Here is a 26,213-nt window from a genome sequence, read left to right as displayed (position 1 = left end):
GCCTCCTGGGCAAAAGTCTGCGGCCTTATGTGCCGCCCGCGTCGTCCCGGCAACAGGACAGGGTGCCGCGTTTACGATCCGTTAGGGCTGATCCGCCATGCTGCTGGAAACTCTGTGGAGGCGAATCAATGGACACGATGGACATTCTGGCCCGCCCGGCCCCGACCCCACAAAGGCCGCTGCTGGGTACAACCGTTCTGCTGGTCGAGGACAGCCGCTACGCCTCTGAGGCGGTCCGCCTTTTGGCGCTGCGCTCGGGCGCGCGGATCAGACGGGCCGACTGCCTGGCGTCCGCCCGCCGCCACCTGGAAACCTATCGCGCGGGGGTGGCGATCGTCGATCTGGGCTTGCCTGACGGCTCTGGTCTTGACCTGATCCAGCGGCTGCACCGCGCGACCCAACGCCCACAGGTCATCCTGGCCACCTCCGGCCGCCCGAGGGAGGAGGTGGAGCTTGACTGCCTCGACGCCGGGGCCGATGGCTTTCTGCCCAAACCGATTGAATCGCTCGCGGCCTTTCAGCAGACGATCCTGTGCCACATGCCCCGCGACGACTGGCCCCGGGGCCTGCGACCCGTCGGCTCCGAGCAGGTCGAGCCGGACCGTCTCGCGCTGTCCGACGATCTGGTCTACGCGGGTCGCCTGCTGGAAGATGACAACGTCAAACCCGTCTTCGTCGCCGATTTCCTGCAAGGGTTGGCACGAACCGGCCACGACAACGAATTGCTGATCCGTTCCCGCACCCTGGCCGCCCGCGACCGCGACGACATTCGCCCCGAGTTGCGCGCCTTGATCGAGGCGCGGCTTCCGACCACGCGTCGGGTGATCTAGTCGCCGCGCAGCACTCCGGCCGTCAGATCGGCCAACGACTGCTTCTGCCGCCCTTCGGCGTCGAAATTGTCGGGGGCAAGCCAAGCCCGGTGGGCGGGATAGATCCGTTCCCACTCATGATCCAACATCGAGAACCAGGCAGTGTCCCTGTTCGCGCCCTTGACGATCATATGCTGCCGAAAGGTGCCCTCGTAGGTAAAGCCCAACCGCTCCGCCGCGCGGCGACTGGGCGCGTTGGCGGCATTGCACTTCCACTCCAGGCGGCGGAAACCGCTTGAAAAACAATGGTCGATCATCAGATGCAGGGCCTCGGTCGCGGCCACGGTCCGCTGCAGGGCCGACGAATAGGCGATATTGCCAATCTCGATCACGCCATTGGCCTCGTCGATCCGCATGAAGGCCGCGACCCCGGTCCAGCCAGCCGCCCCCCGGATCGCCACAAAAGCCGGATCCTCGGACACCGATGCGCCAACCGCCCACCCCCGATAGGCCGCGAATGACGGAAACGGCCCATAGGGCAGGAACCGCCACATGGCAGCATCGGCCAGATTGGCCTGGTGCAGCGCCTCCGTGTGGGTATCGAACGACAGTGGCTCCAACCGGGCATGCGCACCTTCCAGAACCTCTGGCAATTCGAACACCGGTGGCTGCCACTGGGTCAGGTCGGGACGCGGGCTCATCTCGGAGCCATGCGGATTGCTCCGTCCAGGCGCAGAACTGTTCCGTTCAACATCGTGTTCTCGGCCACCTGCCCCACCAGCATCGCGAATTCCGCCGGTTTGCCCAGCCGCGATGGGTAGGGAACCTGCGCGCCCAGACTGTCCTGTACCTCCTGCGGCAGGCCCTCCAGCATCGGCGTCAGGAACAGCCCGGGCGCAATGGCCACCACCCGGATTCCCAGCCCAGCCAGATCGCGCGCCATCGGTAGGGTCATGCCCGCGACCCCGCCCTTGGACGCGGCATAGGCGACCTGTCCGATCTGCCCCTCGAAGGCGGCGACCGAGGCGGTGTTGACGATCACGCCCCGCTCCGCGTCCGGGCCGCGCCCGTCCTGCCGCGCCATGATCGCGGCCGCGGCGCTGGCGCAATTGAAGGTGCCCAGCAGGTTGATGGCAATGGTTTTCTGGAACAGCGCAGGATCATGGGCCCCGTGTTTTCCGACCGTCTTGGCCCCTGGCGCGATGCCCGCGCAGTTGACCATCAGGTCAAGCCGCCCGTCACCCGCAACCTCGGCCAGAACGTCGGCACAGGCCGCGGCGTCGGTGACGTCGAGGCTGTGGAAGGTGCCGCCGACCTCATCCGCCAGGGCCCGTCCCCGGTCCCCATCAAGGTCCAGGATCGCAACGCGTCCACCGGCCGCCGCGATGTGCCGCGCGGTCGCGGCACCCAGCCCCCCGGCCCCGCCGGTGATGGCCGCTACGCAGGTGTTCAGGTCCATGACATTCCCCGGTCTGTTCGACGCGCACACTACGCGCCCCGCGACCTAGCGCAAGTCGGGTGCCGTGATCGACGCACGGATCCGGCCGTCCGTATCATCGCTGTCCGCCGAGATGCCCACGCCCAGCAAGACGCCCGGCGCACCGCCGAAGGCCCGTGCGTAGTCAGCCGCCAGATCGACCTGCTCGACGAATTGTCCGGTGCCCGCCGGGCGCAGGACGACCGTGCGCAAGCCCGCCAGATAGGGGCTTTGCTGGATCGTGCCGCGCGCATCGTCGTCGCCCCAGACATAGACCAGAACGCGGGTGCCGGGGTTGCGCAGCAGGCGCGTGGCCCGAGACGGGTTTGCCGTGGCCGCCGTTTCCGCGTCGGTCCAGGCAAAATAGATCGCCAGGTTCCGATCGTCCCCGCCCTTGCGCCGCAGGTCCGTCGCGGGCACGCCCTCGGCCACCGCCCACCCCCAGGAAGCGCGCGTCGCGCCGCGCTGCGCCTCTGGCACCGCCTTCCACAAAAGCGAAACGGTGCCGTCCGAGACCACTTGCAGGGTCGATCCCCCCTGTCCGTAGTCGTTGCTGGAAAAGCGCAGGAACCCCTGCTCTTTCCAGCTGCCGTCAAAGGACAGCGGCGCGGCGGTGGCGGGCAGGGCGAGGCAGGCGGCAAGCGCCACGGGAAGCAGGTGTTTCATGCGCCAGAGATAGGGCACCGCCCCCGTGCGACCCCGTCACAAGGCCGTGACAGCCCGGAAACAGCGCAAAAACGCGCAAATGCTTGTGATTCCTGTGGGTAACCCGTTCTGCGGGCTTTACAGGCGCCCCGCACCGCTCCACCATATCTGGTAGGACGTGGGGGCCGCCGTCATAAGGATGGTCGCGCCAACAAGTTCTAGCGAACGAGCGAGAGGGCAAGACATGCTCCACCAGAGGCAGCAATTTTCTCAGACCGGGGATCTTCATCCGATCGACCTGGTCGAGACGGTGGCCGAAAGCCATGAATGGGACTTCGACCGGGTGGGCGAGGACCAGATTTCCATGGTGGTCGAGGGCCAGTGGCGCAGCTATTCCGTCACCCTGGCCTGGTCCGAGGCGGATGAAACCCTGCGCCTTGTCTGCTGCTTCGAGATGCAGCCCCCCGAAGACAGCCTGCCCGGCCTCTACGAAGTGCTGAACCTCGCCAATGATGAATGCTGGGCCGGAGCCTTCAGCTTTTGGCCCGAGCAAAAGATGATGGTCTACCGCTACGGTCTGATCCTGGCGGGCGGGGCCTGTGCCGAGGTCGACCAGATCAACGCCATCGTCGCCGAGGCGATCCTGGCGGGCGAACGGTACTATCCGGCGTTTCAACTGGTCTGCTGGGGCGGGCGCAAACCCGTCGATGCCATGCAGGTCGCCATCGCCGAGGCCTATGGCCACGCCTGACCTTTCCCCCCTTCGCCGCCACGCCTAGACTGCGCGGCGAAACCGGAGGACGCATGGACTTTTCAGACATCAATGCGCGGGGCGTGGTCCTGCTTGGGTGCGGCAAGATGGGGTCCGCCATGTTGGCGGGCTGGCTGGACCGGGGGCTGGATCCCGGCGCGGTGACGGTGCTGGACCCCCATCCCTCCGACTGGGTGCAGGGCACCGGGGTGCGGATCAATGCCGACCTGCCCGCCGCCCCGGCCTTTGCGTTGATCGCGGTCAAGCCGCAGATGATGGGCGACGCCCTGCCCGCATTGCAGGGGCTGCCAGGGACGCTGTTCGTGACGGTTGCCGCGGGCACCCCGATCGCGGCCTACGAGGCGGCCTTTGGCGCACACTCCCGGATCGTTCGTGCCATGCCCAACACGCCCGCCGCCGTGGGGCAGGGCATCACGGCGATCATCGGCAATGGCGCCACCACACCTGACGATCTGGACCTGGCCCAGGGGATCCTCGCCGCCGTGGGACAGGTTGTGCGCCTGACCCACGAAGACCAAATGGACGCGGTCACCGGGCTGTCCGGCTCTGGTCCGGCCTATGTGTTCCACATGATCGAAACCCTGGCCGCCGCAGGCGAGGCGCAGGGCCTGACACCGGATCTTGCGCTGCAACTGGCGCGCGCCACCGTCGCCGGGTCCGGCGCGCTGGCGATGACGGGCGAAGACCCCGCGCAGTTGCGGATCAACGTCACCAGTCCCAATGGCACCACCCAAGCCGGGTTGGAGGTTCTGATGCCCGAACTGCCCGACCTGATGAAACGCACCGTCGCCGCCGCCGCCGACAGATCGCGGGAGCTGCGGGCATGACCATCGACTTCGACGATTTCCTCAAGGTGGACGTCCGTGTCGGCCGCGTCACCCGCGCCGAACCCTACCCTGAGGCGCGCAAACCCGCGATCAAGATGTGGATCGACTTCGGAGGAGAGATCGGCGAACGCAAGACCTCCGCCCAGGTCACCGCGCATTACGATCCCGAAACTCTGGTGGGCAAACAGGTGACCGCCGTCGTCAACTTTCCGCCCCGCCAGATCGGGCGTTTCATGTCCGAGGTGCTGGTGCTGGGCCTGCCCGACGCCAACGGCGACATCGTCCTGATCGGCCCGGACCGGGAGGTCCCCGAAGGGGGGCGGATGCATTGAGCGATCTTGGCACCCTCCTCGTCTCCCGCGCGCTGCCCGACAGCGTGATGCAGGCAGCCGCAGATCGCTTCGACGTGACCTGCCGCGACACGACGCAGCCGATGGATCTGGACGAATGCCGTGCCGCGCTGGCCACCTGTGATGTGGTCCTGCCGACTTTGGGGGATGCCTTCGGGGCCGCGGCCTTTGACGGTCCGATCCGCGCAAGGGGCCTCGCCAACTTCGGCGTGGGCTACAACCACATCGACGTCACCGCCGCCCGCGCCGCCGGTCTGGTGGTGACCAACACTCCGGGTGCGGTGACCGATGCCACCGCCGATATCGCCATGACCCTGATCCTGATGGCCGCGCGCCGCGCCGGCGAGGGCGAACGCCTGGTCCGTGCCGGCGCATGGCAGGGCTGGCACCCGGTGCAGATGCTGGGAATGCACGTCTCGGGCAAGACCGTGGGCATCATCGGCATGGGCCGGATCGGCCAGGCCATCGCGCGCCGCTGCGCCGCCGGTTTCGGCATGCAGGTCGTGTTCTGGAACCGCTCGCCCAAGCCCGTCGACGGCGCAGTGCAGCTGGCCACCGTTGCCGAGGTCTGCGCCGCCGCCGACATCGTCGTGACCGCCGTCGCCGCAACCGCCGAGACCCGTCACATCATCGACGCCGCCGCGCTTTGCGCGATGCAACCCCATGCCATCCTGGTGAACATCGCGCGCGGCGATGTCGTGGACGAAGCGGCCCTGATCGCGGCGTTGGAAACGCGGCAGATCGCGGGCGCGGGCCTGGACGTCTATGAACGGGAACCACAGGTGCCCGAGGCGCTGCGCGCCTGCGACACTGCCGTCTTGCTGCCACATCTCGGCACTGCCGCTCTGGAAGTTCGCGAAGACATGGGCCGCATGGCCCTGGCCAATGCCATCGCCATCGCCGAGGGGCGGGCCCCGCCCAACCCGGTGTGACCCGCCTGCGCACGACCCTGGACACGCCGCTGGGCCCACTTGGCCTGGCGGGTCTGGACGGTGAATTGACGCATCTGTGCTGGCCCGGCGCGGACCTGCCTGACGGGCGCGACGACCCAACCACCCTGCCCGAGGCGCGCGCCCAGCTCACCGCCTATTTCGATGGTCGCCTGACCAGGTTCACCCTGCCCCTCGCCCCCGAGGGGACGCCATTCCAGCGCACCGTCTGGCAGGCCCTGACGGACATCCCGCTTGGCCAAACCTGCACCTACGCTGACATCGCCCGCGCCATTGGCAAACCCGGCGGGACGCAGGCGGTGGGTCAGGCCAATGGTCGCAACCCGATTCCGATCATCATCCCCTGCCACCGCGTCGTGGCCGCGGACGGCGGCATCGGCGGATTCAGCGGCGGCCTGAACGTGAAACGCGCCCTCCTGCAACTGGAAGGCGCGTCCTTCGAGGCCGAGCAGCCCCGCTTGATCTAGGCGGATCAAAGTCTTGGAAGACTTTGACCAGACTTTTGCAAAAGTCTGGTGCCCCGTCAGATGCCGTCGATGCAGACGTACTTCGTCTCCAGGTAGTCCTCCAACCCCTGCGAGCCGCCTTCCTTGCCGAGGCCAGATTCCTTGACCCCGCCAAAGGGTGCCTCGACCGTGGTGATCAGGCCCGAGTTGATGCCGATCATCCCGTATTGCAGCCCCTCGTTCAGGCGGAAGGCGCGGCCCAGGTCGCGCGTATAGGCATAGCAGGCCAGACCAAAGACCGTGGCATTGGCCATCTCGATCGCCTCTTCCTCGGTCTCGAACTTGAAGACCGGGGCCAGGGGGCCAAAGATTTCCTCGGTGGCGAATTTCATCGCCTGAGTGGCTCCGGTGACGACGGTAGGTTCGAAATAGGTGCCGCCCTTGGCGTGGCGCGCGCCGCCGGTGACGATCTCGCCGCCCTGGGCCTTGGCATCCGCCACGAACTCCTCGACCTTCTCGACCGCATCCATGTCGATCATCGGCCCCTGCTCGACGCCCGCCTCCAAACCGTCGCCGACCTTCATGGCGCGGGTCTTTTCGACCAGCTTTTCGACAAAGGCATCGTGGATGCCCGCCTGCACATACATCCGGTTGGCGCAAACGCAGGTCTGGCCCGCGTTGCGGAACTTCGACACCATCGCGCCTTCGACGGCCGCATCCAGATCGGCGTCGTCAAAGACCACGAAGGGCGCGTTGCCGCCCAGCTCCATCGAGACCTTCTTGACCGTGTCCGCCGACTGCCGGATCAATTCCTTGCCGACCTCGGTAGAGCCGGTAAAGGTGATCTTGCGCACCGCGAAGGCGTCCATCATCGCGCCCGCGATGTCGCGCGCAGAGCCGGTGACGACGTTCATCACGCCCTTCGGATAGCCGACCTCTTCGGCCAGCGCGCCCCAGGCAAGCCCGCTGAACGGCGTGGCCGTCGCGGGTTTCGCCACGATGGGGCAGCCGACGGCCAGGGCCGGGGCCACCTTGCGCGCCAGCATGGACGACGGAAAGTTCCAGGGCGTGATCATGCCCACGACCCCGATCGGATGCTTGGTCACCAGGATGCGCCGCCCGTTCACACCGGCCGGCACGATTTCGCCCTTGGCGCGACGCGCCTCTTCGGCGAACCAACGGACGTATTGCGCGCCGATGGCGATCTCGCCCTTGGCCTCGGCCAGGGGTTTGCCCATCTCGATGGTCAACAGCTCGGCCAGATCGGCCTGATGGTCCATCAGCGCATCGTGCAGTTTCCACAACAGGTTGCAGCGCTCCATCAGGGGCATCCCGGCGAACCCTTCGAAGGCCGCGCTGGCGGCGGCAATCGCACGCTCGGTCTCGGCCCGGCCCGCCTTGGGCACGGTGCCGATGACCGACCCGTCCGCCGGGTTGGTGACGTCGATGGTGGCACCGCTATCGGCCCCGACCCAGTCGCCGCCGATCAGGTTCGCCTGTTTCATCCAGTCCTGGAACGCCATGGGTCAGCCTTTCGAAAAAGTAAAAGTGGTTGTCTGATGATAGGTCTCGCCCGGACGCAGCACCGCGTCGGGGAAGTCGTCGTGATTGGGCGCGTCGGGCCAGATCTGCGGCTCCAGTGCGACGCCGGCATGGGCGCGATAGACCCGCCCCTCCAGCCCCGGCACCTGGGTGTTCAATCCGGCCCCATCGTAGACCTGCAATCCCGGCTCGGTCGTGGCGATCCGCATTTCCACGCCGCTGACCGTCGACCAAAGCCGCCCCACCTCGCGCAGGGGCACGCGTCCGTCCGACAGGCACAGATTGTGATCCAACAGCCCCGGCTGCGCCAATCCCCGCCCCGCCCGAAAATCGTAGGCCGTGCCCTCGACCGGCTCGACACCTGTCGGGATCAGATCGTCGTTGACCGGCGTATAGCGGTCGGCATCAACGCTCAGCACATGGTCGGCCACCGTCGGCTGCCCGTCCAGGGTCCAATAGGAATGATGCGCAAAGTTGCACAGCGTCGGCGCATCCGTCGTGGCCGTGTAATCGACCCGCAGACAGGCGCCGGGGTCGCAGCGATAGGTCGCCTCGACCCGCATCGCACCCGGAAAACCCATATGGCCGTCCGCAAGGTCGATGGCAAAGCGGATGTGATCGTCGCCCTGCTCCACCATGTCCCAGACCTGTCGCCCGGTGCCATCGGCCCCTCCGTGCAGAAGGTGCCGATCGCGAAAGTTGGTGTCGGCCTGATGGGCTGTGCCGTCGATCTGGAACCGGCCATTGGCGATACGGTTGGCATAGCGCCCCGCCGTCGCGCCCATGTAGTTGGAATGCTGCGGATAGTGATCCAGATCGGCCAGACCCAGCACCAGCGGCGGCGCATGGCCGTCCAGACGCAAATCATGCAGCACCGCACCCAGATCGGTGAAGGTCGCCGTCAGGCCGTGGCCCGCGATGGTAAAACTTGGTCTCATATCGCTTCCTATTCCAGCCCGAGGTGCGCCGCCACCCGGCGCGCCGTCATCTCGGAGACGCGGGTGTTCGCCTCGGCGGTGACGCCACCGATGTGCGGCGTCAGGATCAGGTTCGGAACGCCCGCAAAGGGATGGTCGGCACCCAACGGTTCCACCGCAAAGGTGTCCAGCGCCGCGCCGCCCAGATGGCCTGCGCGCAGCGCATCGCAAACCGCACCTTCGTCCACCACGCCGCCCCGCGCGGCATTCACCAGGATCGCGCCCGGCTTCATCCGCGCAAGGGCGTCCGCGTCGATCAGGTTGCGGGTCTCATCGGTCAACGGCACGTGCAGCGACAGCAGATCCGCCTCGGCCATGACCTCTGCCGCCTCCGCCTGGCGCGCGCCGTCGAAGTCACGCGCGTAGGGATCGGCGGCCACGACCTCCATCCCCAGCGCCCGGCCCAGAGCGCCCGTCTTGCGTGCAATCTCGCCATAGCCCAACAGGCCCAGAACCTTGCCCGCGATTTCCCGCCCCTGCCCCGCAGGTCCGCGCGGCCAGTCACCTGCCTCCATCTCGGGTCGCATCATGTAGGCCCCGCGCAGCAGGACCGCGCCCGTCGTGACAACGTATTCCGCCACCGACAGGGTGTTCGCGCCGATGGCCGGATAGACCTCGATCCCGCGCGCGGCACAGCCGTCCATGTCGATGTTGTCGAGCCCGACACCCAGCCGTCCGACACAGGTGAACCCGGCCTGCAGCAGCGCGCCCTTCACCTGCGTCCGGTTGCGGACGATCAGCGCGCTGGCCTGCGGGGCCAGTGCCGCCAGATCGTCGGGCCTGTCCGGCAGGTCCGGTTCATAGGTGACCTCGGCACGGGCACGCAGCCAGTCGACCCAAGCCTCGTCCATGAATTCCGTGATCAGGATCATCGCACATATCTTTCCATTTTCGCGCCGTAACCTGCGCCAATCGCGTCGGACCCGGATCCGACGTGGATCACCCGTCCATCACCCGTCACGCGCCGCGCCCCCGCAGGTCGATCGCCTGCCCCGACCGCGCCGATTCCTCGGCCGCCTCGCCCACCAGAACCGACCAGTATCCATCCTCCAGAGACACCTCCGGGACGCCCGTCCCGGCCCGCACAAGATTCAGAAACCGCTCATGCTGATAAAAGGTCGACCCGTGGTGATCGCCCGCGATCAACAGTTCTGCCGGGGTGTGCACGACTTCGCGCACCTCTTGCTTCAATGCCCGGATCGAGGTCACGAATTCCGCCTCGCGCGGGGCCCCGTCGGGGGCAAACCGCGCGGGCCCCGGGATCAGCGCATCACAGCGCGCGCGCGGTCCGGTTACGGCCACGAATTCCTGCCAATGGGACCCTTCGGCAAACATGCACAGATCCAGCATCCCTCTGGTTCCGTTCGCAAAATCAACCACGACATAGGCGTTGTCCACGATGTCGGGGATGCCACCCGCATAGCGTTCGTCGCGGTGGTTCACGTCCACGCCCGCGCTGGCATAGACCCGCACCGGGTCGGATTTCAGGATCAGCCGCATCAGGTCCCAGAAATGACAGCACTTCTCGACAAGCGTGCCGCCGGTCCGGGCGTTGAACCGGTTCCAGTCGTCGACCTTGGGCAGAAACGGGAACCGGTGTTCCCGGATGGAGACCATCCGTGGCGCCCCCGTCGCCCCCTGGTCGATCGCCTGCAGAAGCCGTTGAATAGGCGGCATATATCGGTATTCCATGGCCACCCAGATCGGGGCCATCCGGCCCTTGGCCATGTTCAGCAGGTCACGGCAGTCGGCACTGGTGGTCGCCAGCGGCTTTTCCACCAGGATCGGCTTGTCCGTCGCCATCAGGCTTTGCACCATGCCCGCATGCAGGTCGTTGGGCGCGGCGATCAGATAGACGTCGCAGTCGGCGTCACGGATCATCTCGGCGGCGTCGGCATAGCCGGTCCCGCCTTGGGCCGTGGCCAGCGACAGCGCCCGCATCCCCGGATCAGGGTCCGCCACGGCGGCCACGGTCGCGCCATCCAACAGGTTGATATTGCGGATATGTTCCTGGCCCATCATGCCAGCGCCAATCAATCCGTAGCGTATCATGCGCCCAACTCCAGCACGTCGATGTTCAACCCTGCCGCGACCTCGCGCAGCGCCTGTGCATGGTCGCCGTAAGCCAGCGCCATGTGATGTTCCAACCCGCTGGCCATGATGTCGGCACAGACCCGGTCGGCCCCGCGGTCGAAACGGACGGTGCCGCTGGTCCCGGTATAGGCCATGGGCGCGTCCAGCACGTCGCCGGTCGCGATGATGACCTGTTTGCGCCCATAGGCCTGGCTGAGCCGGAACAGGGTTACACGCCCGGGTTTCAACGGAAATTCCAGCAACAGCGCTTGTTTGCGGTTGGTGTGCACCGTCGCGTCGGGGGCCTTGGCCGCCATCGACACAGGCGCCTGCCCGCAATGCCAGACCACCCCGGTTTCGCCATCCATATCCACCAGATCCGCCAGGAAGACGGGGGCCTCGGCCACGTCTTGCAGGATCGCCTGGGTGACGGCGCCATAGACGTCCGCCTCGCAGGCGCAGGGCGTCCGCGCCTCGCCCAGTATCGACACGGGACCACAGACCGCACCACCGTATTCGGTAAAGGTTTCGGGCCAGCAGCGGATCGCCATGGCGTCGAAATTGTGCTGGTCCTTCAGCCCCTTCAACGCACCGGCCAGCCGCAAGGACCGGTCCAGTTCCCCCTTGTCCAGCGTGTCCATGCCGCCCAAAGAGGCGGCCTTTTCCGCATAGGGCGCGACCGCCGCGTCGGGCAAGGCCCGGGCCGCGTCGAACAGCTGCGGCAGCTCCAGCTCGGTCACCCGTGCGCCGGTCAGGGCGCTCAGCTCGTCCTTGTCATAGGCGCAGGTGTCAAAGCCGTCGGGCCGGGCCCCGATCCGCGCGATGTGCAGGTCACGGCGGATCGGGCGGGCCGGTGCGGTGGCGGGCGCGCCGTGGCGCGGTGCCACGACGGGACCGGTCAGCAACGCGTCCAGGTCCACTTCGTCGCCATAGGCCCAGGTGAACCGGCGGTCGTTCAGGCCCAGCGCATGGGACAAGAGGTTCAGCCCGCAAAAGGCGTTGAGGCGCAGACGCCCGCCCACCCGCGGCTCTGGCACGGCCCAGATCGCGACCGCCCCGTCGAACCCGGTCGCCGCGCGCGTGGCAAAGGCCGCGTCGGTAAAGGTGACCTGCAGGATCAGCAGGACATCCGCGCCCGCCACGGCGGCCAGGGCCCCCTCATCCGGACCCATCAGCAGGCTGCGCGGCCCGACGATGTCATGACCAGAGGCATCCAGCTGCGTCAGCATCGCCGCCAGTTTCTGCTCGGCGTAGGGGACATCGAAGGTGGGCCGCCCCAGCGGCAGGATCCCAACCTTCATCGCATGTCACCATAGCCATGACGAAACCCGGCAGAGGCATCGACAAAGGCAAGCCCGTCGCCCCCATAGACCTGATGTTGATGCCAGGGCGTCGCACGGGCATCGGTCAGGGCGTTCAGACTGTCCATATAGGGCACGGAGTCGCGCGTCAGGCCCGCGCGCATCGCATCCATGTCAGGCCAGGCATTGAACGCATCCAGCCAGATCGCCCGCCCCGCCAGATAGCCCGAGGCCCCGGCCGCATAGGCGTATTCCAGCACCGTCTTGAAGTCGTCCTTGCCCGCGCCCGCCGACAGCATGACCCAGGGCCGCGCCGCAAGCGCCCCCATCTCGTCGAACAGCGCCTGCACCGCCGCATCGCCGCCTTCGATGCCCTTGCCGGGGACCGGGCTTTCCAGCTTGAAGACGTCCACGCCATAATCGGCCCCGGCGAAATGCTCGACCGACTTGAGCACGTGGTCGGAATGTTTGGTCGCCATTTCAGTATATTCGGAGGTCTGTTCGGCGTCGCTGTCGACCGGATGCACCAGCAGTTCGAACAGGAAGGGGATGTCGAGTGCGGCGCAGGCCTCGCCCGTGCGCTTGACGAAATCCTCCTGCGCGATGCGCACCTCGTCAGAGATGTCTGGCCGATACCAGGCCAGAACCTTGACCGCATCGCCGCCCATCCGCTTGATCTTGCCCACCGACCAATCGTCGATCTCTGCCGAATAGCGGCCCTGCCCCGTTTCGCGGAAAAGCGAATCCTCCAGCGTGACGATCAACCCCTTGCGCGCATCAAAGGCGCGCCAACCGTGAGGGATGGCATAATGCGGGTCCAGCAGCATCGCGGTGGACGACGGCTGCAGCGCCTCCATCAGGGCTGTCTTGACCTCGGCCACCTTGTCCCAGGGGGCCTCTCCTCCGTGGGCTGCCGCGATGGGGTTCTTGATGGGCGGGCGCTGGTCCACGGCGGTCATCTTGAAGCGACCGGCCTCGTCGGACATGCGACGAAAGCCGAGTTGCTTGCCGGGGGTAAGCGTCAGGGTCATGAGGTCTCCAGTTCAGAAAGGGTGGGATAGGTGGTCCAACCGCCCGCCCGCGCGCATTTCAACGCGGCGACACGGTTGGCGAAATCGGATGCTTCGGTCAGGCTGCGGCCTTGCCCCAGGGCCAGCGCAAAGGCCCCGTGCCAGACGTCGCCCGCGCCCAGGGTATCGACCGGTGCGACGCGCGGGGCCGGGACGTGCGGGCCGTGCGCCCAGCGGACGCCGTCGGCACCGTCGGTAAAGGCGACCAACCCAGGCAGGCGCGCGGCGGCATCTGACAGGGCGCGCGGCAGATCATCGATCCCCGCGAAATCGCGCAGCCCCGGGGCGCTGAACACCACGTGGCTGGCAAGGGCGGCCAAGGGTTCCGGCGTATATTTCTCGCCGTCCATCACACCGGGCAAGCCGGCGGCTCGGGCGGCGGTCAAGACGGCCTCGGTCGCCTCGGGCCAGCGGCAATCGGCCAGGACGGCGTCAAAGGCGGGCACAGGCGGCGGCGCAATCGGCAGGTCGGCACCCGGAAAGTTCACGATCATCCGTTCCCCCGTGCGATCCACCATGACCGACGACAGGGGTGTCCGCCCGCCCCGCGCAAAGGCCTGTGTCACGCCATGGTCCGCAAACATCGCCACCAGTTCGCCGCCCGTGGCATCCAGGCCCAGGCGTGTCATCAGCGTGACGTCCCCGCCCAGCCGCGCCGCGCCGACGGCCGCGTTCGCGGCACAACCGCCGCCGATCCGCTCGAACGCGGTGGATCGGTGCTTGCCCTCGCCCTGGGGGATCGCCTCGACCCGGTGCACATAGTCCATGACGGCAATGCCGCAGACCAGAAGACGCGTCATCGTTCCACCTCCAGGCCCGAGGGAACCGCGTCGGGAATGCCCAATCGCCCATAGCGGCTGTCGCCCCCTTCCAGCGCGTGCAGGAAGGCCACGAGGTCGGCCACCTCCGCGTCCGACAGGGCGACGGGCGCAATGTCCACCGCCGCGCGCACCCGCGCCATTTCGCGCGTGTCGGATTGGATGACGAAGTCGATCGCCGCCAGCCAGTCCGCCTTGGGCAGACCCGACAAGGCGGGCGTCCAGGCATCCAGCGCGGCCAGGGGATCGGCATGATGGCGCACGATCCCCACGAGCGTCGGATAGGCGCCGTTGTGGCCCCAGGGTCCGGTCAGGGTCACGTTCCGCAAGCTCGGCGTGCGAAAACGATAGGCATCTTCCAGATCATCCGTTTCGGCCATCCGGCCCACGTCGCGGGGCACCGGGTCAAAGCGGCGCGTGCGTCCGGGGCCAAAGGGCGGCAAGGCCAGCGCGTGGAAATCGTGGTCCGTGAAAAGGGGCCCGGAATGGCAGGACGCGCAATTGGCCCGCCCAAAGAACAGGGACCGGCCCCGATCCTGCGCAGGCGTCAGATCGCCCTGCCCGGCCAGCCAAAGGTCATAGGCGCTGTCAAAACTGCGCCACTCCGAATTCATGAAATCCGCCAACGCGATGGCGACGTGCCGGATCGTGACGTCTTCGGGAGAGGCCAGATCGAACGCCGCAGCAAGGGGCGCACCATATGCGGGGATGGTGCGGACCCGCTTGGCCAGGATCGGCCAACCCAGGTCGATGCGGTCCTGCACGGCCCCGATCACCTCGTTTTCGCCGGTGTTGCCGGCCATCTCAAACTGCGCGGTCAGCGGGAACAACGCCTGCACCGACAACAGGGTCGGCATGTCCTGCGGCAGCCATTCCTCGGCCGGGCTGTCGTAGCCGGTTTCATAGGCGTCTGAGTGGGAAACCCGGCCATCGTGGAAGAATGTCGTGAACTCCTTCGCGCCCACGTTCCACAGGGCGGGCGCATTGCGCGGCACCCGCTTGCGGATCGCGTCCGGCCCTTCGCCCGCCGTGCGTTTGCGCCCGATACCGCGCCCCCCCTCGCCGATACCCAGGCTCAGCGCGTCGCCGCTGAAGGTGTCGTGATGGTGGCAGGTTGCACAGGAAATGTTGCGATTGCCCGACAGGATCGGATCATAGAACAGAAGCTGGCCAACGCGCGCCAGGTCTTCGTCGAAGGGATGAAACGGCACCTCTTGCGCGACTGCCGGACCCGTGGCCAAAGTCGCGGCCAGGAGGATCCGATGAAACACCTTGCCCTTGCCGCCCTGCTTCTGGCGACGCCCGCGACGGCCGATATCGAAGACGCCCGCGACCTGATGGAGACCGGAGAGTTCACGGCGGCGCGCGAAGCGCTCTGGCCTGCGGCGCGGTCCGGCAACGCCGACGCAGAGGAACTGATCGGCGTCATGTACGCCTTGGGCCTGGGGGTCGAACGCGACGAGATCCGCGCCTTTGATTGGTACCTGCGGTCCGCCATGAAGGGGCACCCGGGCGCGCAGTCCGGCGTCGGCTGGTACTACGAAGTCGGCCTGGGGATGCCCGCGCCCGACCTGATCCGCGCCTACATGTGGTATGCCCTGTCGGCCATCGGCGGCGACCCGGACGCGGCGATCAGCCAGGAAGAGGTCATCAAGAAGATGACGCCGGAGGAAATCAACAAGGCCCATGAACTGGTTGGGGACTACAAGGTCTGGATGTATCCGTTCCGCTGACGCCCGCGTTAACGGATTGTTTGCGGGGCTGGCATAGGTTGACCGCACCTGTCCCGAACGCGAGTCGCGACGATGCCCAGTGCCGTGAAATTCGCCCGTTCTCGCCCGCCCGAGACCGCGGCAGAGGTCTTTCGCATCTGCATGCTGGACCTGGACCGTAACCTGCGCACGGTGAACGCCGAACGTCTTGGCGTGCCGCCCGAAGAGGTGCCCGCCGAGATCCTTGCAGAGGAGCATTGGCGCATCGCGCTGGCCTTCATGCCGTCCGACGAGGCACCGGAGGAGGATCATCACCTGTGCCTTGCCCGAAGGCTGGCGGAACGGGGTCAGGGCATGGAATATTTCTCGCAATCTCATCAGGCGCTCCAGACATTGATGCTGGGAGATCTGCTGAAACGGACGTCTTGGTTCATGGGGCTGGGCGCGGACGGGGCGGGCAGTTTCCTGCGCGCCATGAACTCGGAACTGATGTGTATGCTGCGTGCCTTCGCCACCCTCGACGAGGAACGGCAGGCGCGCGACCGGGCCGAATTGGCCGCGACGCTGCGCGACGGGCTGGGCGCGGTCCTTCGGGGCGCGCGTGCGGGCGATCTGTCGCACCGGGTGGATGAGGATGTGGACGACCCTGCGCTGGCCGCGATCGGGGCCGACCTGAATGCCCTGATGGAGACGTTGGCCGTTGGCCTCCGATCCGTCATGGCGGCGCTCAGCGACCTGGCGAAGGGTCGGCTGAACACCCGCATGCAAGGAAATTTCGGAGGCGACTTCAAGGATTTGCAGGACAACATCACCACCTCGATCGAGGCGATGGCCCGCGTTCTGTCGCGCATCCGCGCCGCCTCCGACGAGGTGAATAACGCAGCGCAGGGCCTGGACCGTGCGGCCGCCAGCCTGCGTGACCGCAACGAACGTGAACGCGGCAACCTGGATGTGCTGACCGACGGCGCGATGGCCTTGCGCGATGTCCTAGACACAAACCGAAAGGCGGCCCGGGACGCGGGGGCCACGCTGGCACAGATCGGCGCAGAAGCAGGGGATGCCGGCACCGGAATTTCGCGGATCACGGAAAACATGAGCCGGATCGAAGAAGGCAGCATCGCCGTGCAACGGCTGGCCGAACTGATCGACATGATTGCCCACCAGACCCATCTGCTGTCGCTCAATGCCGCGGTGGAGGCCGCGCGCGCGGGCGAAGCGGGGCGCGGATTTGCCGTCGTCGCGACCGAGGTGCGATCCCTCGCAACCCGGGTCACCGACGGCGCAGAAGAGATCCGCGCCCTGGTCGCCGAGAACGCGCAACAGGTCATGGCAGGGCGCCGCAGTACCGACCAGACAAAGGCGGTCCTGACCCAACTCCAGATCAGTCTGAGCGAAGTGCGCGAGGTGTTCGACGGCATCATCCGCACGAACGAGGACCAGGCGGATCGGTTTGGGATGATGGAACAGACGATGGTGGCCATGTCGCAATCCATGGAGCGGAACGTGGAGGCGTCCGAGCAAGGGGTGACCCTCTCGCGCCAGCTCAGCGGCGCGACTCTCGGATTGACCGAACTTGTCGCTGGCTTCGAGTTGGACGAAGACGCGCGACGGGACGAAAAGAAAGAGTGGGATGGATCAGCCGACCCGCAGGCCGCCTGATCCGGTCGAGAGGGGGACGCGCCGCCCGCTCAGTTCAGTTCGGCGTCACGACGACCGTTGATCTCTGCTTCGGCCTCGGCGATGGCGGCACGGAAATTGGCGAGCATCTCTTCGCCACCGTCCACGTTTTCGGCGAACCAGTCATAGACCGGTGCGGCCGCATCCTGGAACGCCTGCTTCTGCTCGGGCGTCGGCACATAAAGGTTGCCGCCACCGGCCACGAACTCTTCGTAGGCAGAAATCGACTTGCGCTTGGGCGAGGCGAAGGTCGCCTGCTGCAGGGCAGAGAAGCCGTCAACGATGACGCGCTTCATGCCGTCGTCCATTTCCTGGAACTTCTGGTTGTTCATCACCCAGACCGCCGCCATGTAGGCGTGCCCGTCCAGCGTGACATACTGCAGACCCGCGTCCGGGAATTTCATGCCCATGATGTCGGTGATGCCGTTCTTGGATCCTTCGACCACGCCCGTCTGGAACGAGGTGAACAGCTCCGGCCACGGGATCGGGGTCGGCGAGGCACCCAGGGCGCGCACCAACTCCTGCGGCAGGTCGGCGACCACGGTGCGGATCTTCAGCCCCTCCATGTCCGACGGCTCTTCGATCGGACGCACGGTGTTGGCAAAGTTGCGCCAGCCGCCGGTGTTGCCGATCGACATGATGCGGATGGTGTCGCCCGAATCTTCCAGCGCCTTGGCGCGCAGCTGTGCGGTCAGATCGGTGCCGGTCAGAACCTCTTCGGCGATGCGATCATCGGCCATCAGATACGGCAGGTCGAAGATCTGCACATAGGGGAAGATGCCGGCGGCCCCGCCCGAAGTGGTCACGAACACATCGATCGAGCCGTCCGCCACGCCCTGCAGACACTCCGCCCCGTTGCCGCAAAGCTGGGTGCCGATGAACAGCTCGACCGTGATGGCACCGTTGGAGGCGTTCTCGACGTAGTTCTTGAAGACGACGAGCCCGTCATAATCTTCGTCGTTCTCGTTGGAGTTCGCCGTGGCGCGAATGTTGATCGCATGCCCGTCGGCCGCGGCGATGCTGGGCAGCGCGACGGCTGCGGCCAGTGCGGCGGACGTCAGCAGTGTCTTGAGTTTCATGAGGTCTCTCTCCCTGTTGGACCGGTGATTATTGAAATTAAAGGAAGCCGAAGAAGCGCGGCACGGCCAGCGAAATCGCGGGCACATAGGTGATGAGGAAGATCACGAAGATCTCGACCGCGAGAAATGGCAGGATCGCCTTGGCGATGGTTTCGACCCGTTCGCCACTGACCGATGAGGCCACGAAAAGCACAAGGCCCATAGGTGGCGTCGCCAGTCCGACCGTCAGGTTGACCGACATGATGATCGCGAAATGAACCGGATCAACGCCAAGTGACGTAAAGATCGGACCCAACACCGGCCCCAGGATGATAATCGCGGGCCCCGCGTCGAGAAACATGCCGACAATGAAAAGCAGCAGGTTGATCAACAGCAACAGGATCAGCGGGTTGTCCGACAGCGACAGGATGATCGCGGCCAGGGTTTCCGGCGCGTGGCTGAGCGCGACAACCGTCTTGAACGCCATGGCCGCGCCGACCAGCAACAGGACCACCGACGAAATGATCGCAGCCTTGCCCAGCACGTCCGGCAGGTCCGAGATCTTCATCTCTCGCAGGATGAAGATCGACACGATCGCGGCATAGGCCACCGCCACGGCCGAGGCTTCGGTCGGGGTGAACCAGCCCAGCAGGATGCCGCCCAGGATGATCACCGGCGTGAGCAAAGGGAAGAACGCCTTGAGCGAGGCCTTACCCTTTTCCGGCCAGGTCGCGCGTCGTTTCAACGCAGGCATGGCATCCGGGTTGCGGCGGGCGATGATGTTGGTGACGATCATCAGACCGATACCGACCAGCGCACCGGGCAGGATGCCCGCCAGGAACAGCGCCGCGACCGACTGCTCCATCACGTAGGCATAGATGATCATGATGCCCGAGGGCGGGATGATCGGGCCGATCACGGAGGAGGCCGCGGTGACGGCCGCGGCGAATTTGCGGGTATAGCCTTCCTTTTCCATCGCAGGGATCAGCATGGAGCCAAGCGCCGAGGTATCGGCCACGGCGGACCCCGACAGGCCCGCGAACAACATTGACGACAAGATGTTGACCTGCGCCAACCCCGCGCGGAAATGGCCGACGCAGGCCTGGGCGAACTCCACCAGGCGCAGCGTGATGCCGCCTCTGTTCATCATCTCGCCGGCGAGCATGAAGAACGGGATCGCCATCAGGGGAAAACTGTCCATCCCATTGTAAGTATTACGATACAACAGCACGAGGTCCTTTGCGTCCCCGTTCAGGACAAGCACAATTCCGGGTGCGGCCAGCAGCGCAAAGAACACCGGCAGCCCGACCATGAGGACAACGAGAAAGAGCGGCAGGAACCAGACAAGCATCATTCGGCTCCTACGGTGTCGGTATGGGGGATGACGGGCAGCTCATCCTCGCGCCCGCCAAGCATCGCGATCTGGCGGAAGATCAGCTCTATGGTGACGAGAACCATCATGAGGATACCAACCAGAAGCGAGGCCATCATCCAGCTGCGAGGCATCTTTTCCCAGCCACCTAAGGTTGGGTAATAGAGCGAGGATGTCTTGAATCTTCCCGAGAAACCAGTGACTTCCGACCATCCGATCTGAGCGGCCACGACCAGGACAAGCAGCGAGATCGCCGTAAGAAACAGGGTCAGCAGGATACCGGCGCGGCGTGGCAGGACCAATTGGATCATGTCGATCGCAACGAAGCCACCGCGGCGGAGCGCGGTGGGGGCGACGATCATCAGCCAGAGCATCAGAAATCGCGCCGCCTCTTCGGGCCACGGCAGCGGATTGGACAGGACGTAGCGCCAGAAAACCTGGATCAGGATGAACACGACCATCATGGCCATGCAGAAAATTCCCAAGGCTCTTCCGACAGTTAGAATGGGCGCATTGACCTTCGCCAAGACGTGCGCCGCCCTTAGATACCAGGCCATATGTCCTCCCCTGGCGCTGAAGGGAGGGGCTGTGGCCCCGGCATCAGCGCGTTACTTTCGATTTGCGCGAATTCGAAAGCACCTGTCAAGCATCCTGTCGGTTCACCCCGCGGCCAGGACCAGTTCCACCTCGCAATCCATGCAAAGCGGTGTGAGCCATTTTGGACTGCTGTCCGTGACAAGCGTATGAATGTCCGACAGGTGACCGAACCGTACCGGTGCCGTGCGGCGGAACTTGGTTCCGTCCACCGCCAGGATCACGTGGCGGGCGTATTCCATCATCGCACGGCAGACCTGAACCTCGGCCAGGTCGTAGTCCAGAAGACCCCCGTCTTCGGCCACCGCCGCCGCGCCGATCACGGCGTAGTCGGGGCGGAACTGGCGGATGTAGTCCACCGCCTCCGCCCCGAGGATTGCGCCGTCGCTCCGGCGTACTGCACCGCCGGGGACTATGACCTCAACCCCTTGGTATGACCTGATTTCTGCTGCCAGATCGACGTTGTCCACAATGATGCGCAACTGCCGGGCCCCGGTCAATTTGCGGATGGCTTGCACCGTCGTCGTGCCCGCGTTCAAGAACAGCGCGCCAGACGGCGGCAAGCGGGCCGCGACCGCCGATCCGATGGACGCCTTGGCGGCATGGGCCTCGCCCTCCCGCTCTGCCGGGGGGGAATATTCCGCACCGCCGACCAGGGTCGCGCCCCCATGAAACCGGACCACGTGGTGCAATTCCGCCAGCGCCTGGAGATCCTTGCGGATGGTCTGTGGCGACGTCGCGAACCGGTCGGCCAGATCCTCGACCCGCACGCGGGACGTGTCCTCGATCAATGTGAGAATTTTCTGCTGGCGGTGCGTGAGCATCGTTCCCCCCGGGATGCCGATGTCACACCCTGGCAGCAAAACGAAAGAAACGAAAGCGAATACTCCGGCCGGCTTTCATTTCCACCGTCGCCCCCCCCTGACGTACGCAAACAAAGAGGCGGCCCGAATCACCTTCGGACCGCCAGTCTGCCCCATTTTGGGGTATTCCCCGCAGGGCTTTTTTACGTTTTGGGGGAACCGGGCCGGGGCCTTGCCCCGCTCGGTTCCGGGTCAGCGGATGCGCGCTTCGGTCTGGGCGTCGAAGACCATGATCCGCGACGGATCGATCGACAGCCCGACTTTGTCACCATCGTTGGACCGGACATCGCCCCGTTCTTCCACGATCATCTTCTCGCCCGTGGGGGCGGTCAGATAGGCGTAGCTGACGCCGCCCAGCGCCTCGGTCAGATCGACCGAGAGCGTTCCGCCCTGCGACAATTCCAGGTGTTCGGGGCGCATGCCGACGATGACCTTGCTGCCCTCTGCGGGCAGGGTGACCTGCGGCGAGACCGTGGCGGCGAGCGCGGGAACCTCGACCGCGCCGCCTTTGACGGTCCCGGCCAGGAAGTTCATCGACGGCGACCCGATGAAGCCCGCGACGAATCGGTTGTCGGGGTTGCGATACAGCTCCAGCGGGGCACCGACCTGTTCGATACGTCCGGCGCGCAGCACCACGATCTTGTCGGCCATGGTCATGGCCTCGACCTGGTCGTGGGTCACATAGATCATCGTCGCGCCGATTTCCTTGTGCAGGCGCGCGATTTCCACCCGCATCTCGACGCGCAGCTCGGCGTCCAGGTTGGACAGCGGCTCATCGAAGAGGAACACTTCGGGACCACGCACAATGGCGCGGCCAATGGCGACCCGCTGACGCTGACCACCGGACAGGGCGGCGGGCTTGCGCTTGAGGTAGTCGTCCAGCTTGAGGATGCGCGAGGCCTCGCCAACCTTGCTGTCGATCTCGGACTTGGGGTGGCCGTTCATCTTGAGGCCGAACCCCATGTTTTCGCCCACGGTCATATGCGGGTAGAGCGCGTAGGTCTGGAACACCATGGCCACGCCGCGCTGCGACGGGTCTTCGCGGGTCACGTCGCGGGGACCGATCATGATCTTGCCGTCGGTGGTTTCCTCGAGGCCCGCAATCATCCGCAAGAGCGTGGACTTGCCGCAGCCCGACGGGCCGACGAAGACGCAGAACTCGCCTTCCTTGATTTCCAGGTCGACCCCATGGATCACCTGCACGTCACCGTAGCGCTTGATGACGTCAGAAAGTTCTACGCCTGCCATTGTCTATCCTTCTCTTTTGTCCGGGAAACGCCAATCGCGCAGGTCTCCGGCTATCTTCGTGACCGCATCGGTGAGATGCGGAAGGTGTCGTTCCATCTGCGCGAGGGGACCCCGCGCGACGGATGAGGTGACCGAAACGGCCCCCCGCACGTGCCCGCCCGGTGACAGGACAGGCATGGCGATGCATTGAATGCCCCGCTCGTGTTCTTCGCGGTCAAAGGCGTGCCCCTCTGCCCGAATCACCGCCAGCTCCGCGATCAGCGCCTCGGGGGTGGTCAGCGTCGTGTCGGTAAAGGGGTGCCAGCTTTGTTGCGCCAGGACGCGATCCAGCTCCGGCTTGGGCAGCCAGGCCAGCATCGCCTTGCCGACGCCGGTGCAATAGGCCGGACCGACCTTGCCCGCGTCGGAATACATCGGCAACGCGGCAGCCGGCGTCCGTTTGTCCACATAAAGGACATGCGCCCCGTCAAGCTGCGCCAGGTGCACCGTTTCACCGACAAGCCCGGACAGGTCATCGAGGTGCTGACGCGCCACCGGAGCCAAGGATGACTGGGCCCAGGCGGCATGCGCCATACGCACGAGCCGCATGCCGGGCGAGTACGTGTTGTGGGTCCGATCGAAGGTCAGCATGCCCTGATTCGTGAGCGTCTGGAGCAACCGGTAGAGCGTGGCCTTGGGAAAGGGCGACTCTTCGAGAACCTCCGAAAAACGGACGGGCCGGCCATAGGCCGCCACGCGGTCGAGCACATCGAGCGCTTTGCCCACTGTGCCGTCGCTTCCCTCCCTTTGGACGTTCATTCGAGCCTCCCAGTCTCAAATCCTGTTGACAGCCTAGCCAGAAAGTCCGACAGTTTTCAATATAAGAAACTAGGTTTCATTTAATGGAACCTGTCATAGGGTCCCTCGGGGCCCGTTCAGGACGCATCGGGAGGATAATATGCGATCCATTTTGACGGCTCTTGCCGCCTCTACCATCATGTCTGGAGCTGCTTTCGCCGACGGCCACGCGCTGTCCGGTGACATGCGAATCATTTCGGACATGTCCAACCCTGCACCGCGCGCGGTGATGGAAGGTCTGGTTGCTCAGTTCGGGGAAATGCACCCCGGTCTGAACATCGAGCTGGAAATCGTCGACCGTGACGGCTGGAAGGGTCAGATCCGCAACGCGCTGACCTCGAACCCGCCCGATGTCATCAACTGGTACGCCGCCAACCGCATGGGCCCCTATGTGAACGCGGGCCTGTTCGAAGACGTCTCGGACATCTGGGGCGACATCGAAGGTCTGGACGCCGTCAAGGGCGCGCTGACCATCGACGACAAGCAGTGGGGTGTGCCCTATACCTACTACCAGTGGGGCATCTACTACCGCGAGGACATCTTTGCCGAGCTGGGCATCGAAGAGCCCGCCACCTTCGAAGAAGAGATGGCCAACTGCCAGGTGATCCTCGATTCGGGTCGCAAGTGCTATGCCATCGGGACCAAGTTCCTTTGGACCGCCGGCGGTTGGTTCGACTATCTGAACATGCGGACCAACGGCTTCGACTTCCACATGCAGCTCGCCCGTGGCGAGGTCGAGTGGACCGACGATCGTGTGCGTGAGACGTTTGCCAACTGGCGCAAGCTGATCGACATGGGCGCCTTCATCGACGACCATCAGAACTACTCCTGGCAGGAGGCGCTGCCCTTCATGACCGGCGGCGACGCAACCGCCTATCTGATCGGTAACTTCGCCGTGGCCTCGCTGCGCGATGCCGGCCTGACGGACGAGCAGATCGACTTCTACCAGTTCCCCACCATCGCGGACGTGCCGCAGGGTGAGGATGCGCCGATCGACACGTTCCACATCCCGTCGGGTGCCGACAACAAGGAAGCCGCGCGCGAGTTCCTGAAGTTCGTCACCACGGCCGACGTGCAGACCGCGATCAACGCGGGCGACAAGCTGGGCCAGCTGCCCGTCAACGCCGCCTCTTCGGTGGATGATGACGAGTTCCTGAACCAGGGCTTCGAGATGCTGACCACGAACGCCACGGGCGGCATCGCCCAGTTCTTCGACCGGGACTTCCCGGCCGAGATGGCCGCCGCCGGCATGGAAGGCCTGCAGGAGTTCATGGTGTTCCCGGACAACCTGGACGACATCCTGGGCCGCCTGGAGCAGACACGCGCCCGCGTCTACAAGTGATCGGCCGGTCGGGGCGGCGGCATCGCCGCCCCGACCCACACCGACACCCCGTAGGGCGGGGTTCACGCCGCCCTGCACCCCCCGACCCATCCGCAAACGTTCCCGGACGTTTCCGCATGTGCCGGACTCACATCCCGCACTGCCGTTGACAGGAGGCCCGCATGGTCAATGCACCCGCAGTTCCCGACACCCAACCGCCGGTAGAGACCCGCAGCTGGTACAGGCGAAACGAGATCGCGATCACGCCCTGGCTGTTCCTGGCCCCCGGTCTGTTGTTTTTTGCGGCCTACGTCATCATCCCGATTTTCCAGTCCTTTCAGGTCAGCTTTTACGCCTGGGACGGGCTGGGTGACCTTCAGGAAAGCGGCACATTCATCGGCATGGGCAACTATCAGGAGCTGGTGTCGGACCGGAACTTCAACATTTCGCTCTGGAACAACCTGAAGTGGCTGCTGCTGTATCTGCTGGCCATTCCCATGGGCCTTGGGATCGCGTTGTTCCTGAACCAGACGGTCACGGGCATTCGCCTGTACAAGTCGCTGTTCTTTTTCCCCTTCGTGATTTCGCAGGTCGTCGTCGGCCTGGTGTTTTCCTGGTTCTACCTGCCGGACGTCGGCCTTTTGTCCATCATGCTGAGCTGGATCGGCATCGACGGCGTCAACGTCCTGGGCAGCCCGAACACGGCCACCTATGGCATCATCGCCGCCGGTCTCTGGCCGCAGACCGCCTATTGCATGATCCTGTATCTTACCGGCCTGAACGCCGTGGACCCCGAGCAGATCGAAGCCGCGCGTCTGGATGGTGCCAAGGGCCCCAAGATGTTGTGGTATGTCATCATCCCGCAGCTGAAGCCCGCCACCTTCATCGCCTTTGTGGTGACGATCATCGGCGCGCTGCGGTCCTTTGACCTGATTTCCATCATGACCAACGGCGGACCGTTCGGGTCCACCCGCGTGCTGTCGTTCTACATGTTCGAAAAGGCGCTGGCCGAATTCGGGTTCCGGATGGGCTATGGGGCCGCCATCGCGGTCGTGCTTTTCGTCATCATGCTGTTCTTCATCGCCTACTTCCTGTGGTCGATGTACCAGGACGAGAAAGGCGCGCGCTGATGACCCGCGCTGATGCCGACACCATCTGCGGGGCCCTGCCGGGCGCCGTTCTGGCCCACCCGCCCGAGCTGGTGAGCTGGAAGGTGGGCGACAAGATGTTCGCCTGTTTCGGGGGCGACGGCGACATGACCGGCGTCTCGGTCAAAACCGACTCGGTCGAGACGTCACAAATGCTGATCGACGCGGGCCCCGCCGTCCGCGCCCCGTATTTCCATAAATCCTGGGTTCGGCTGCCCTTCGACACCACCGACGTCGAGGAAGCCACCCACCGCATCCGCGTGAGCTATGACCTGATCCGGTCAAAACTGCCCGCCGCGACCCGCAATGCCCTGCCGGAGGCCTGA

The 26,213-nt window shown here is 65.5% G+C and carries 28 protein-coding genes; 11 read left to right on the top strand and 17 right to left on the bottom strand.

The features are described 5' to 3' along the window. The first annotated feature begins 128 nt into the window (after positions 1-128). Entirely contained in the window at positions 129-830 is a 702-nt protein-coding gene (locus tag K3551_RS05885; protein ID WP_259918477.1) for a response regulator, read from the top strand. Here the strand turns inward: K3551_RS05885 and K3551_RS05880 are convergent. From K3551_RS05880 to K3551_RS05870, 3 genes are read right to left on the bottom strand one after another with little or no spacing between them, the layout of a single operon-like run. Then, entirely contained in the window at positions 827-1,510 is a 684-nt protein-coding gene (locus tag K3551_RS05880; RefSeq protein ID WP_259918476.1) for a GNAT family N-acetyltransferase, read from the bottom strand. The two genes, K3551_RS05885 and K3551_RS05880, sit on opposite strands and share 4 nt — an antisense overlap. Then, entirely contained in the window at positions 1,507-2,268 is a 762-nt protein-coding gene (locus tag K3551_RS05875) for an SDR family NAD(P)-dependent oxidoreductase (protein ID WP_259918475.1), read from the bottom strand. Before K3551_RS05875 ends, K3551_RS05880 begins: the two co-directional genes overlap by 4 nt. Before the next feature lie 45 nt (positions 2,269-2,313). Further along, positions 2,314-2,952, bottom strand: coding sequence for a DUF3047 domain-containing protein (locus tag K3551_RS05870; RefSeq protein ID WP_259918473.1), 639 nt, complete (start codon positions 2,950-2,952; stop codon positions 2,314-2,316). Positions 2,953-3,175: 223 nt separating this feature from the next. On the opposite strand from K3551_RS05870, the gene K3551_RS05865 reads away from it, so the two are divergent. Genes K3551_RS05865 through K3551_RS05845 form a run of 5 tightly spaced genes read left to right on the top strand, consistent with a single transcriptional unit; the run spans position 3,176 to position 6,297 of the window. Next, a complete protein-coding gene (locus tag K3551_RS05865; protein ID WP_259918472.1) occupies positions 3,176-3,682 on the top strand; it encodes a YbjN domain-containing protein in 507 nt (168 codons plus the stop codon). A 53-nt stretch (positions 3,683-3,735) separates the two neighbouring features. After that, positions 3,736-4,530, top strand: coding sequence for a pyrroline-5-carboxylate reductase (proC, locus tag K3551_RS05860; protein WP_259918470.1), 795 nt, complete (start codon positions 3,736-3,738; stop codon positions 4,528-4,530). After that, on the top strand, positions 4,527-4,862 hold the full coding sequence (locus K3551_RS05855) for a tRNA-binding protein (RefSeq protein ID WP_259918468.1): 336 nt from the start codon (positions 4,527-4,529) through the stop codon (positions 4,860-4,862). Before proC ends, K3551_RS05855 begins: the two co-directional genes overlap by 4 nt. Before the next feature lie 47 nt (positions 4,863-4,909). Continuing rightward, positions 4,910-5,812 carry a D-glycerate dehydrogenase gene (locus tag K3551_RS05850; protein WP_259919494.1) on the top strand — a complete coding sequence of 301 codons (903 nt, stop codon included), beginning with the start codon at positions 4,910-4,912 and terminating at the stop codon, positions 5,810-5,812. Then, on the top strand, positions 5,809-6,297 hold the full coding sequence (locus K3551_RS05845) for a methylated-DNA--[protein]-cysteine S-methyltransferase (protein WP_259918467.1): 489 nt from the start codon (positions 5,809-5,811) through the stop codon (positions 6,295-6,297). The genes K3551_RS05850 and K3551_RS05845 overlap by 4 nt, the downstream gene beginning before the upstream one ends. A gap of 56 nt (positions 6,298-6,353) precedes the next feature. Here K3551_RS05845 and K3551_RS05840 read toward each other — a convergent pair whose 3' ends face one another. The 8 genes from K3551_RS05840 to K3551_RS05805 all read right to left on the bottom strand — a co-directional run bounded on the left by K3551_RS05840 (position 6,354) and on the right by K3551_RS05805 (position 15,328). Continuing rightward, positions 6,354-7,799, bottom strand: coding sequence for an NAD-dependent succinate-semialdehyde dehydrogenase (locus tag K3551_RS05840; RefSeq protein ID WP_259918465.1), 1,446 nt, complete (start codon positions 7,797-7,799; stop codon positions 6,354-6,356). Positions 7,800-7,802: 3 nt separating this feature from the next. After that, on the bottom strand, positions 7,803-8,756 hold the full coding sequence (locus K3551_RS05835; RefSeq protein ID WP_259918463.1) for an aldose epimerase family protein: 954 nt from the start codon (positions 8,754-8,756) through the stop codon (positions 7,803-7,805). 8 nt (positions 8,757-8,764) lie between these two features. After that, positions 8,765-9,667 (bottom strand): hydroxyacid dehydrogenase, encoded by a 903-nt coding sequence (locus K3551_RS05830; RefSeq protein ID WP_259918461.1) that lies wholly within the window; start codon positions 9,665-9,667, stop codon positions 8,765-8,767. Between the two features lie 85 nt (positions 9,668-9,752). Continuing rightward, positions 9,753-10,847, bottom strand: coding sequence for a Gfo/Idh/MocA family protein (locus tag K3551_RS05825; RefSeq protein ID WP_259918459.1), 1,095 nt, complete (start codon positions 10,845-10,847; stop codon positions 9,753-9,755). Next, on the bottom strand, positions 10,844-12,169 hold the full coding sequence (locus K3551_RS05820; RefSeq protein ID WP_259918457.1) for an L-fucose/L-arabinose isomerase family protein: 1,326 nt from the start codon (positions 12,167-12,169) through the stop codon (positions 10,844-10,846). Before K3551_RS05820 ends, K3551_RS05825 begins: the two co-directional genes overlap by 4 nt. After that, positions 12,166-13,200, bottom strand: a complete 1,035-nt coding sequence (locus tag K3551_RS05815) for a tagatose 1,6-diphosphate aldolase (protein ID WP_259918456.1) — start codon at positions 13,198-13,200, stop codon at positions 12,166-12,168. The genes K3551_RS05820 and K3551_RS05815 overlap by 4 nt, the downstream gene beginning before the upstream one ends. After that, positions 13,197-14,039, bottom strand: a complete 843-nt coding sequence (locus tag K3551_RS05810) for a PfkB family carbohydrate kinase (protein ID WP_259918454.1) — start codon at positions 14,037-14,039, stop codon at positions 13,197-13,199. Before K3551_RS05810 ends, K3551_RS05815 begins: the two co-directional genes overlap by 4 nt. Continuing rightward, positions 14,036-15,328, bottom strand: a complete 1,293-nt coding sequence (locus K3551_RS05805; protein WP_311199770.1) for a cytochrome c peroxidase — start codon at positions 15,326-15,328, stop codon at positions 14,036-14,038. Before K3551_RS05805 ends, K3551_RS05810 begins: the two co-directional genes overlap by 4 nt. Between K3551_RS05805 and K3551_RS05800 the strand changes: the two genes are divergently transcribed. After that, positions 15,320-15,790, top strand: a complete 471-nt coding sequence (locus K3551_RS05800) for a tetratricopeptide repeat protein (protein ID WP_259918452.1) — start codon at positions 15,320-15,322, stop codon at positions 15,788-15,790. The genes K3551_RS05805 and K3551_RS05800 overlap by 9 nt on opposite strands. Before the next feature lie 72 nt (positions 15,791-15,862). Further along, positions 15,863-17,428 carry a methyl-accepting chemotaxis protein gene (locus tag K3551_RS05795; RefSeq protein WP_259918450.1) on the top strand — a complete coding sequence of 522 codons (1,566 nt, stop codon included), beginning with the start codon at positions 15,863-15,865 and terminating at the stop codon, positions 17,426-17,428. Positions 17,429-17,457: 29 nt separating this feature from the next. On the opposite strand, the gene dctP is transcribed toward K3551_RS05795, so the two are convergent. The 6 genes from dctP to K3551_RS05765 all read right to left on the bottom strand — a co-directional run bounded on the left by dctP (position 17,458) and on the right by K3551_RS05765 (position 23,379). Continuing rightward, positions 17,458-18,525, bottom strand: a complete 1,068-nt coding sequence (gene dctP / locus K3551_RS05790) for a TRAP transporter substrate-binding protein DctP (RefSeq protein WP_259918448.1) — start codon at positions 18,523-18,525, stop codon at positions 17,458-17,460. Positions 18,526-18,562: 37 nt separating this feature from the next. After that, positions 18,563-19,855 carry a TRAP transporter large permease gene (locus K3551_RS05785; protein WP_259918447.1) on the bottom strand — a complete coding sequence of 431 codons (1,293 nt, stop codon included), beginning with the start codon at positions 19,853-19,855 and terminating at the stop codon, positions 18,563-18,565. Continuing rightward, complete coding sequence (locus K3551_RS05780) at positions 19,855-20,346, bottom strand: TRAP transporter small permease (protein WP_259918445.1); 492 nt, start codon at positions 20,344-20,346, stop codon at positions 19,855-19,857. The genes K3551_RS05785 and K3551_RS05780 overlap by 1 nt, the downstream gene beginning before the upstream one ends. A 189-nt stretch (positions 20,347-20,535) precedes the next feature. Further along, a complete protein-coding gene (locus tag K3551_RS05775; RefSeq protein ID WP_259918443.1) occupies positions 20,536-21,294 on the bottom strand; it encodes a DeoR/GlpR family DNA-binding transcription regulator in 759 nt (252 codons plus the stop codon). 231 nt (positions 21,295-21,525) lie between these two features. Beyond that, positions 21,526-22,581: an ABC transporter ATP-binding protein gene (locus K3551_RS05770; RefSeq protein WP_259918441.1), complete on the bottom strand. Its 1,056-nt coding sequence runs from the start codon at positions 22,579-22,581 to the stop codon at positions 21,526-21,528. 3 nt (positions 22,582-22,584) lie between these two features. Then, the gene (locus tag K3551_RS05765; RefSeq protein ID WP_259918438.1) at positions 22,585-23,379 is read right to left on the bottom strand and encodes an IclR family transcriptional regulator; all 795 of its coding nucleotides are present in this window, start codon (positions 23,377-23,379) and stop codon (positions 22,585-22,587) included. Between the two features lie 139 nt (positions 23,380-23,518). On the opposite strand from K3551_RS05765, the gene K3551_RS05760 reads away from it, so the two are divergent. The 3 genes from K3551_RS05760 (at position 23,519) to K3551_RS05750 (ending at position 26,213) form a co-directional block, all read left to right on the top strand. Continuing rightward, a complete protein-coding gene (locus K3551_RS05760; protein ID WP_259918437.1) occupies positions 23,519-24,760 on the top strand; it encodes an ABC transporter substrate-binding protein in 1,242 nt (413 codons plus the stop codon). Positions 24,761-24,921: 161 nt separating this feature from the next. Continuing rightward, complete coding sequence (locus K3551_RS05755) at positions 24,922-25,869, top strand: carbohydrate ABC transporter permease (protein ID WP_259918436.1); 948 nt, start codon at positions 24,922-24,924, stop codon at positions 25,867-25,869. Continuing rightward, positions 25,869-26,213: an MmcQ/YjbR family DNA-binding protein gene (locus K3551_RS05750; RefSeq protein ID WP_259918435.1), complete on the top strand. Its 345-nt coding sequence runs from the start codon at positions 25,869-25,871 to the stop codon at positions 26,211-26,213. The genes K3551_RS05755 and K3551_RS05750 overlap by 1 nt, the downstream gene beginning before the upstream one ends.

The organism is Jannaschia sp. M317 (assembly GCF_025141175.1).
Taxonomy (GTDB): Bacteria; Pseudomonadota; Alphaproteobacteria; order Rhodobacterales; family Rhodobacteraceae; genus Jannaschia.
The sequence above is the reverse complement of the archived record's forward strand: the minus strand, read 5'-3'. Positions and strand labels throughout refer to the sequence as shown.

Coding starts and splice junctions, on each gene's coding strand:
- K3551_RS05885 (WP_259918477.1), top strand. CDS start 129: ATGGACACGATGGACATTCTGGCCCGCCCGGCCCCGACCCCACAAAGG.
- K3551_RS05880 (WP_259918476.1), bottom strand. CDS start 1,510: ATGAGCCCGCGTCCCGACCTGACCCAGTGGCAGCCACCGGTGTTCGAA.
- K3551_RS05875 (WP_259918475.1), bottom strand. CDS start 2,268: ATGGACCTGAACACCTGCGTAGCGGCCATCACCGGCGGGGCCGGGGGG.
- K3551_RS05870 (WP_259918473.1), bottom strand. CDS start 2,952: ATGAAACACCTGCTTCCCGTGGCGCTTGCCGCCTGCCTCGCCCTGCCC.
- K3551_RS05865 (WP_259918472.1), top strand. CDS start 3,176: ATGCTCCACCAGAGGCAGCAATTTTCTCAGACCGGGGATCTTCATCCG.
- proC (WP_259918470.1), top strand. CDS start 3,736: ATGGACTTTTCAGACATCAATGCGCGGGGCGTGGTCCTGCTTGGGTGC.
- K3551_RS05855 (WP_259918468.1), top strand. CDS start 4,527: ATGACCATCGACTTCGACGATTTCCTCAAGGTGGACGTCCGTGTCGGC.
- K3551_RS05850 (WP_259919494.1), top strand. CDS start 4,910: ATGCAGGCAGCCGCAGATCGCTTCGACGTGACCTGCCGCGACACGACG.
- K3551_RS05840 (WP_259918465.1), bottom strand. CDS start 7,799: ATGGCGTTCCAGGACTGGATGAAACAGGCGAACCTGATCGGCGGCGAC.
- K3551_RS05835 (WP_259918463.1), bottom strand. CDS start 8,756: ATGAGACCAAGTTTTACCATCGCGGGCCACGGCCTGACGGCGACCTTC.
- K3551_RS05830 (WP_259918461.1), bottom strand. CDS start 9,667: ATGATCCTGATCACGGAATTCATGGACGAGGCTTGGGTCGACTGGCTG.
- K3551_RS05825 (WP_259918459.1), bottom strand. CDS start 10,847: ATGATACGCTACGGATTGATTGGCGCTGGCATGATGGGCCAGGAACAT.
- K3551_RS05820 (WP_259918457.1), bottom strand. CDS start 12,169: ATGAAGGTTGGGATCCTGCCGCTGGGGCGGCCCACCTTCGATGTCCCC.
- K3551_RS05815 (WP_259918456.1), bottom strand. CDS start 13,200: ATGACCCTGACGCTTACCCCCGGCAAGCAACTCGGCTTTCGTCGCATG.
- K3551_RS05810 (WP_259918454.1), bottom strand. CDS start 14,039: ATGACGCGTCTTCTGGTCTGCGGCATTGCCGTCATGGACTATGTGCAC.
- K3551_RS05800 (WP_259918452.1), top strand. CDS start 15,320: ATGAAACACCTTGCCCTTGCCGCCCTGCTTCTGGCGACGCCCGCGACG.
- K3551_RS05795 (WP_259918450.1), top strand. CDS start 15,863: ATGCCCAGTGCCGTGAAATTCGCCCGTTCTCGCCCGCCCGAGACCGCG.
- dctP (WP_259918448.1), bottom strand. CDS start 18,525: ATGAAACTCAAGACACTGCTGACGTCCGCCGCACTGGCCGCAGCCGTC.
- K3551_RS05785 (WP_259918447.1), bottom strand. CDS start 19,855: ATGCTTGTCTGGTTCCTGCCGCTCTTTCTCGTTGTCCTCATGGTCGGG.
- K3551_RS05780 (WP_259918445.1), bottom strand. CDS start 20,346: ATGGCCATGATGGTCGTGTTCATCCTGATCCAGGTTTTCTGGCGCTAC.
- K3551_RS05775 (WP_259918443.1), bottom strand. CDS start 21,294: ATGCTCACGCACCGCCAGCAGAAAATTCTCACATTGATCGAGGACACG.
- K3551_RS05770 (WP_259918441.1), bottom strand. CDS start 22,581: ATGGCAGGCGTAGAACTTTCTGACGTCATCAAGCGCTACGGTGACGTG.
- K3551_RS05765 (WP_259918438.1), bottom strand. CDS start 23,379: ATGAACGTCCAAAGGGAGGGAAGCGACGGCACAGTGGGCAAAGCGCTC.
- K3551_RS05760 (WP_259918437.1), top strand. CDS start 23,519: ATGCGATCCATTTTGACGGCTCTTGCCGCCTCTACCATCATGTCTGGA.
- K3551_RS05755 (WP_259918436.1), top strand. CDS start 24,922: ATGGTCAATGCACCCGCAGTTCCCGACACCCAACCGCCGGTAGAGACC.
- K3551_RS05750 (WP_259918435.1), top strand. CDS start 25,869: ATGACCCGCGCTGATGCCGACACCATCTGCGGGGCCCTGCCGGGCGCC.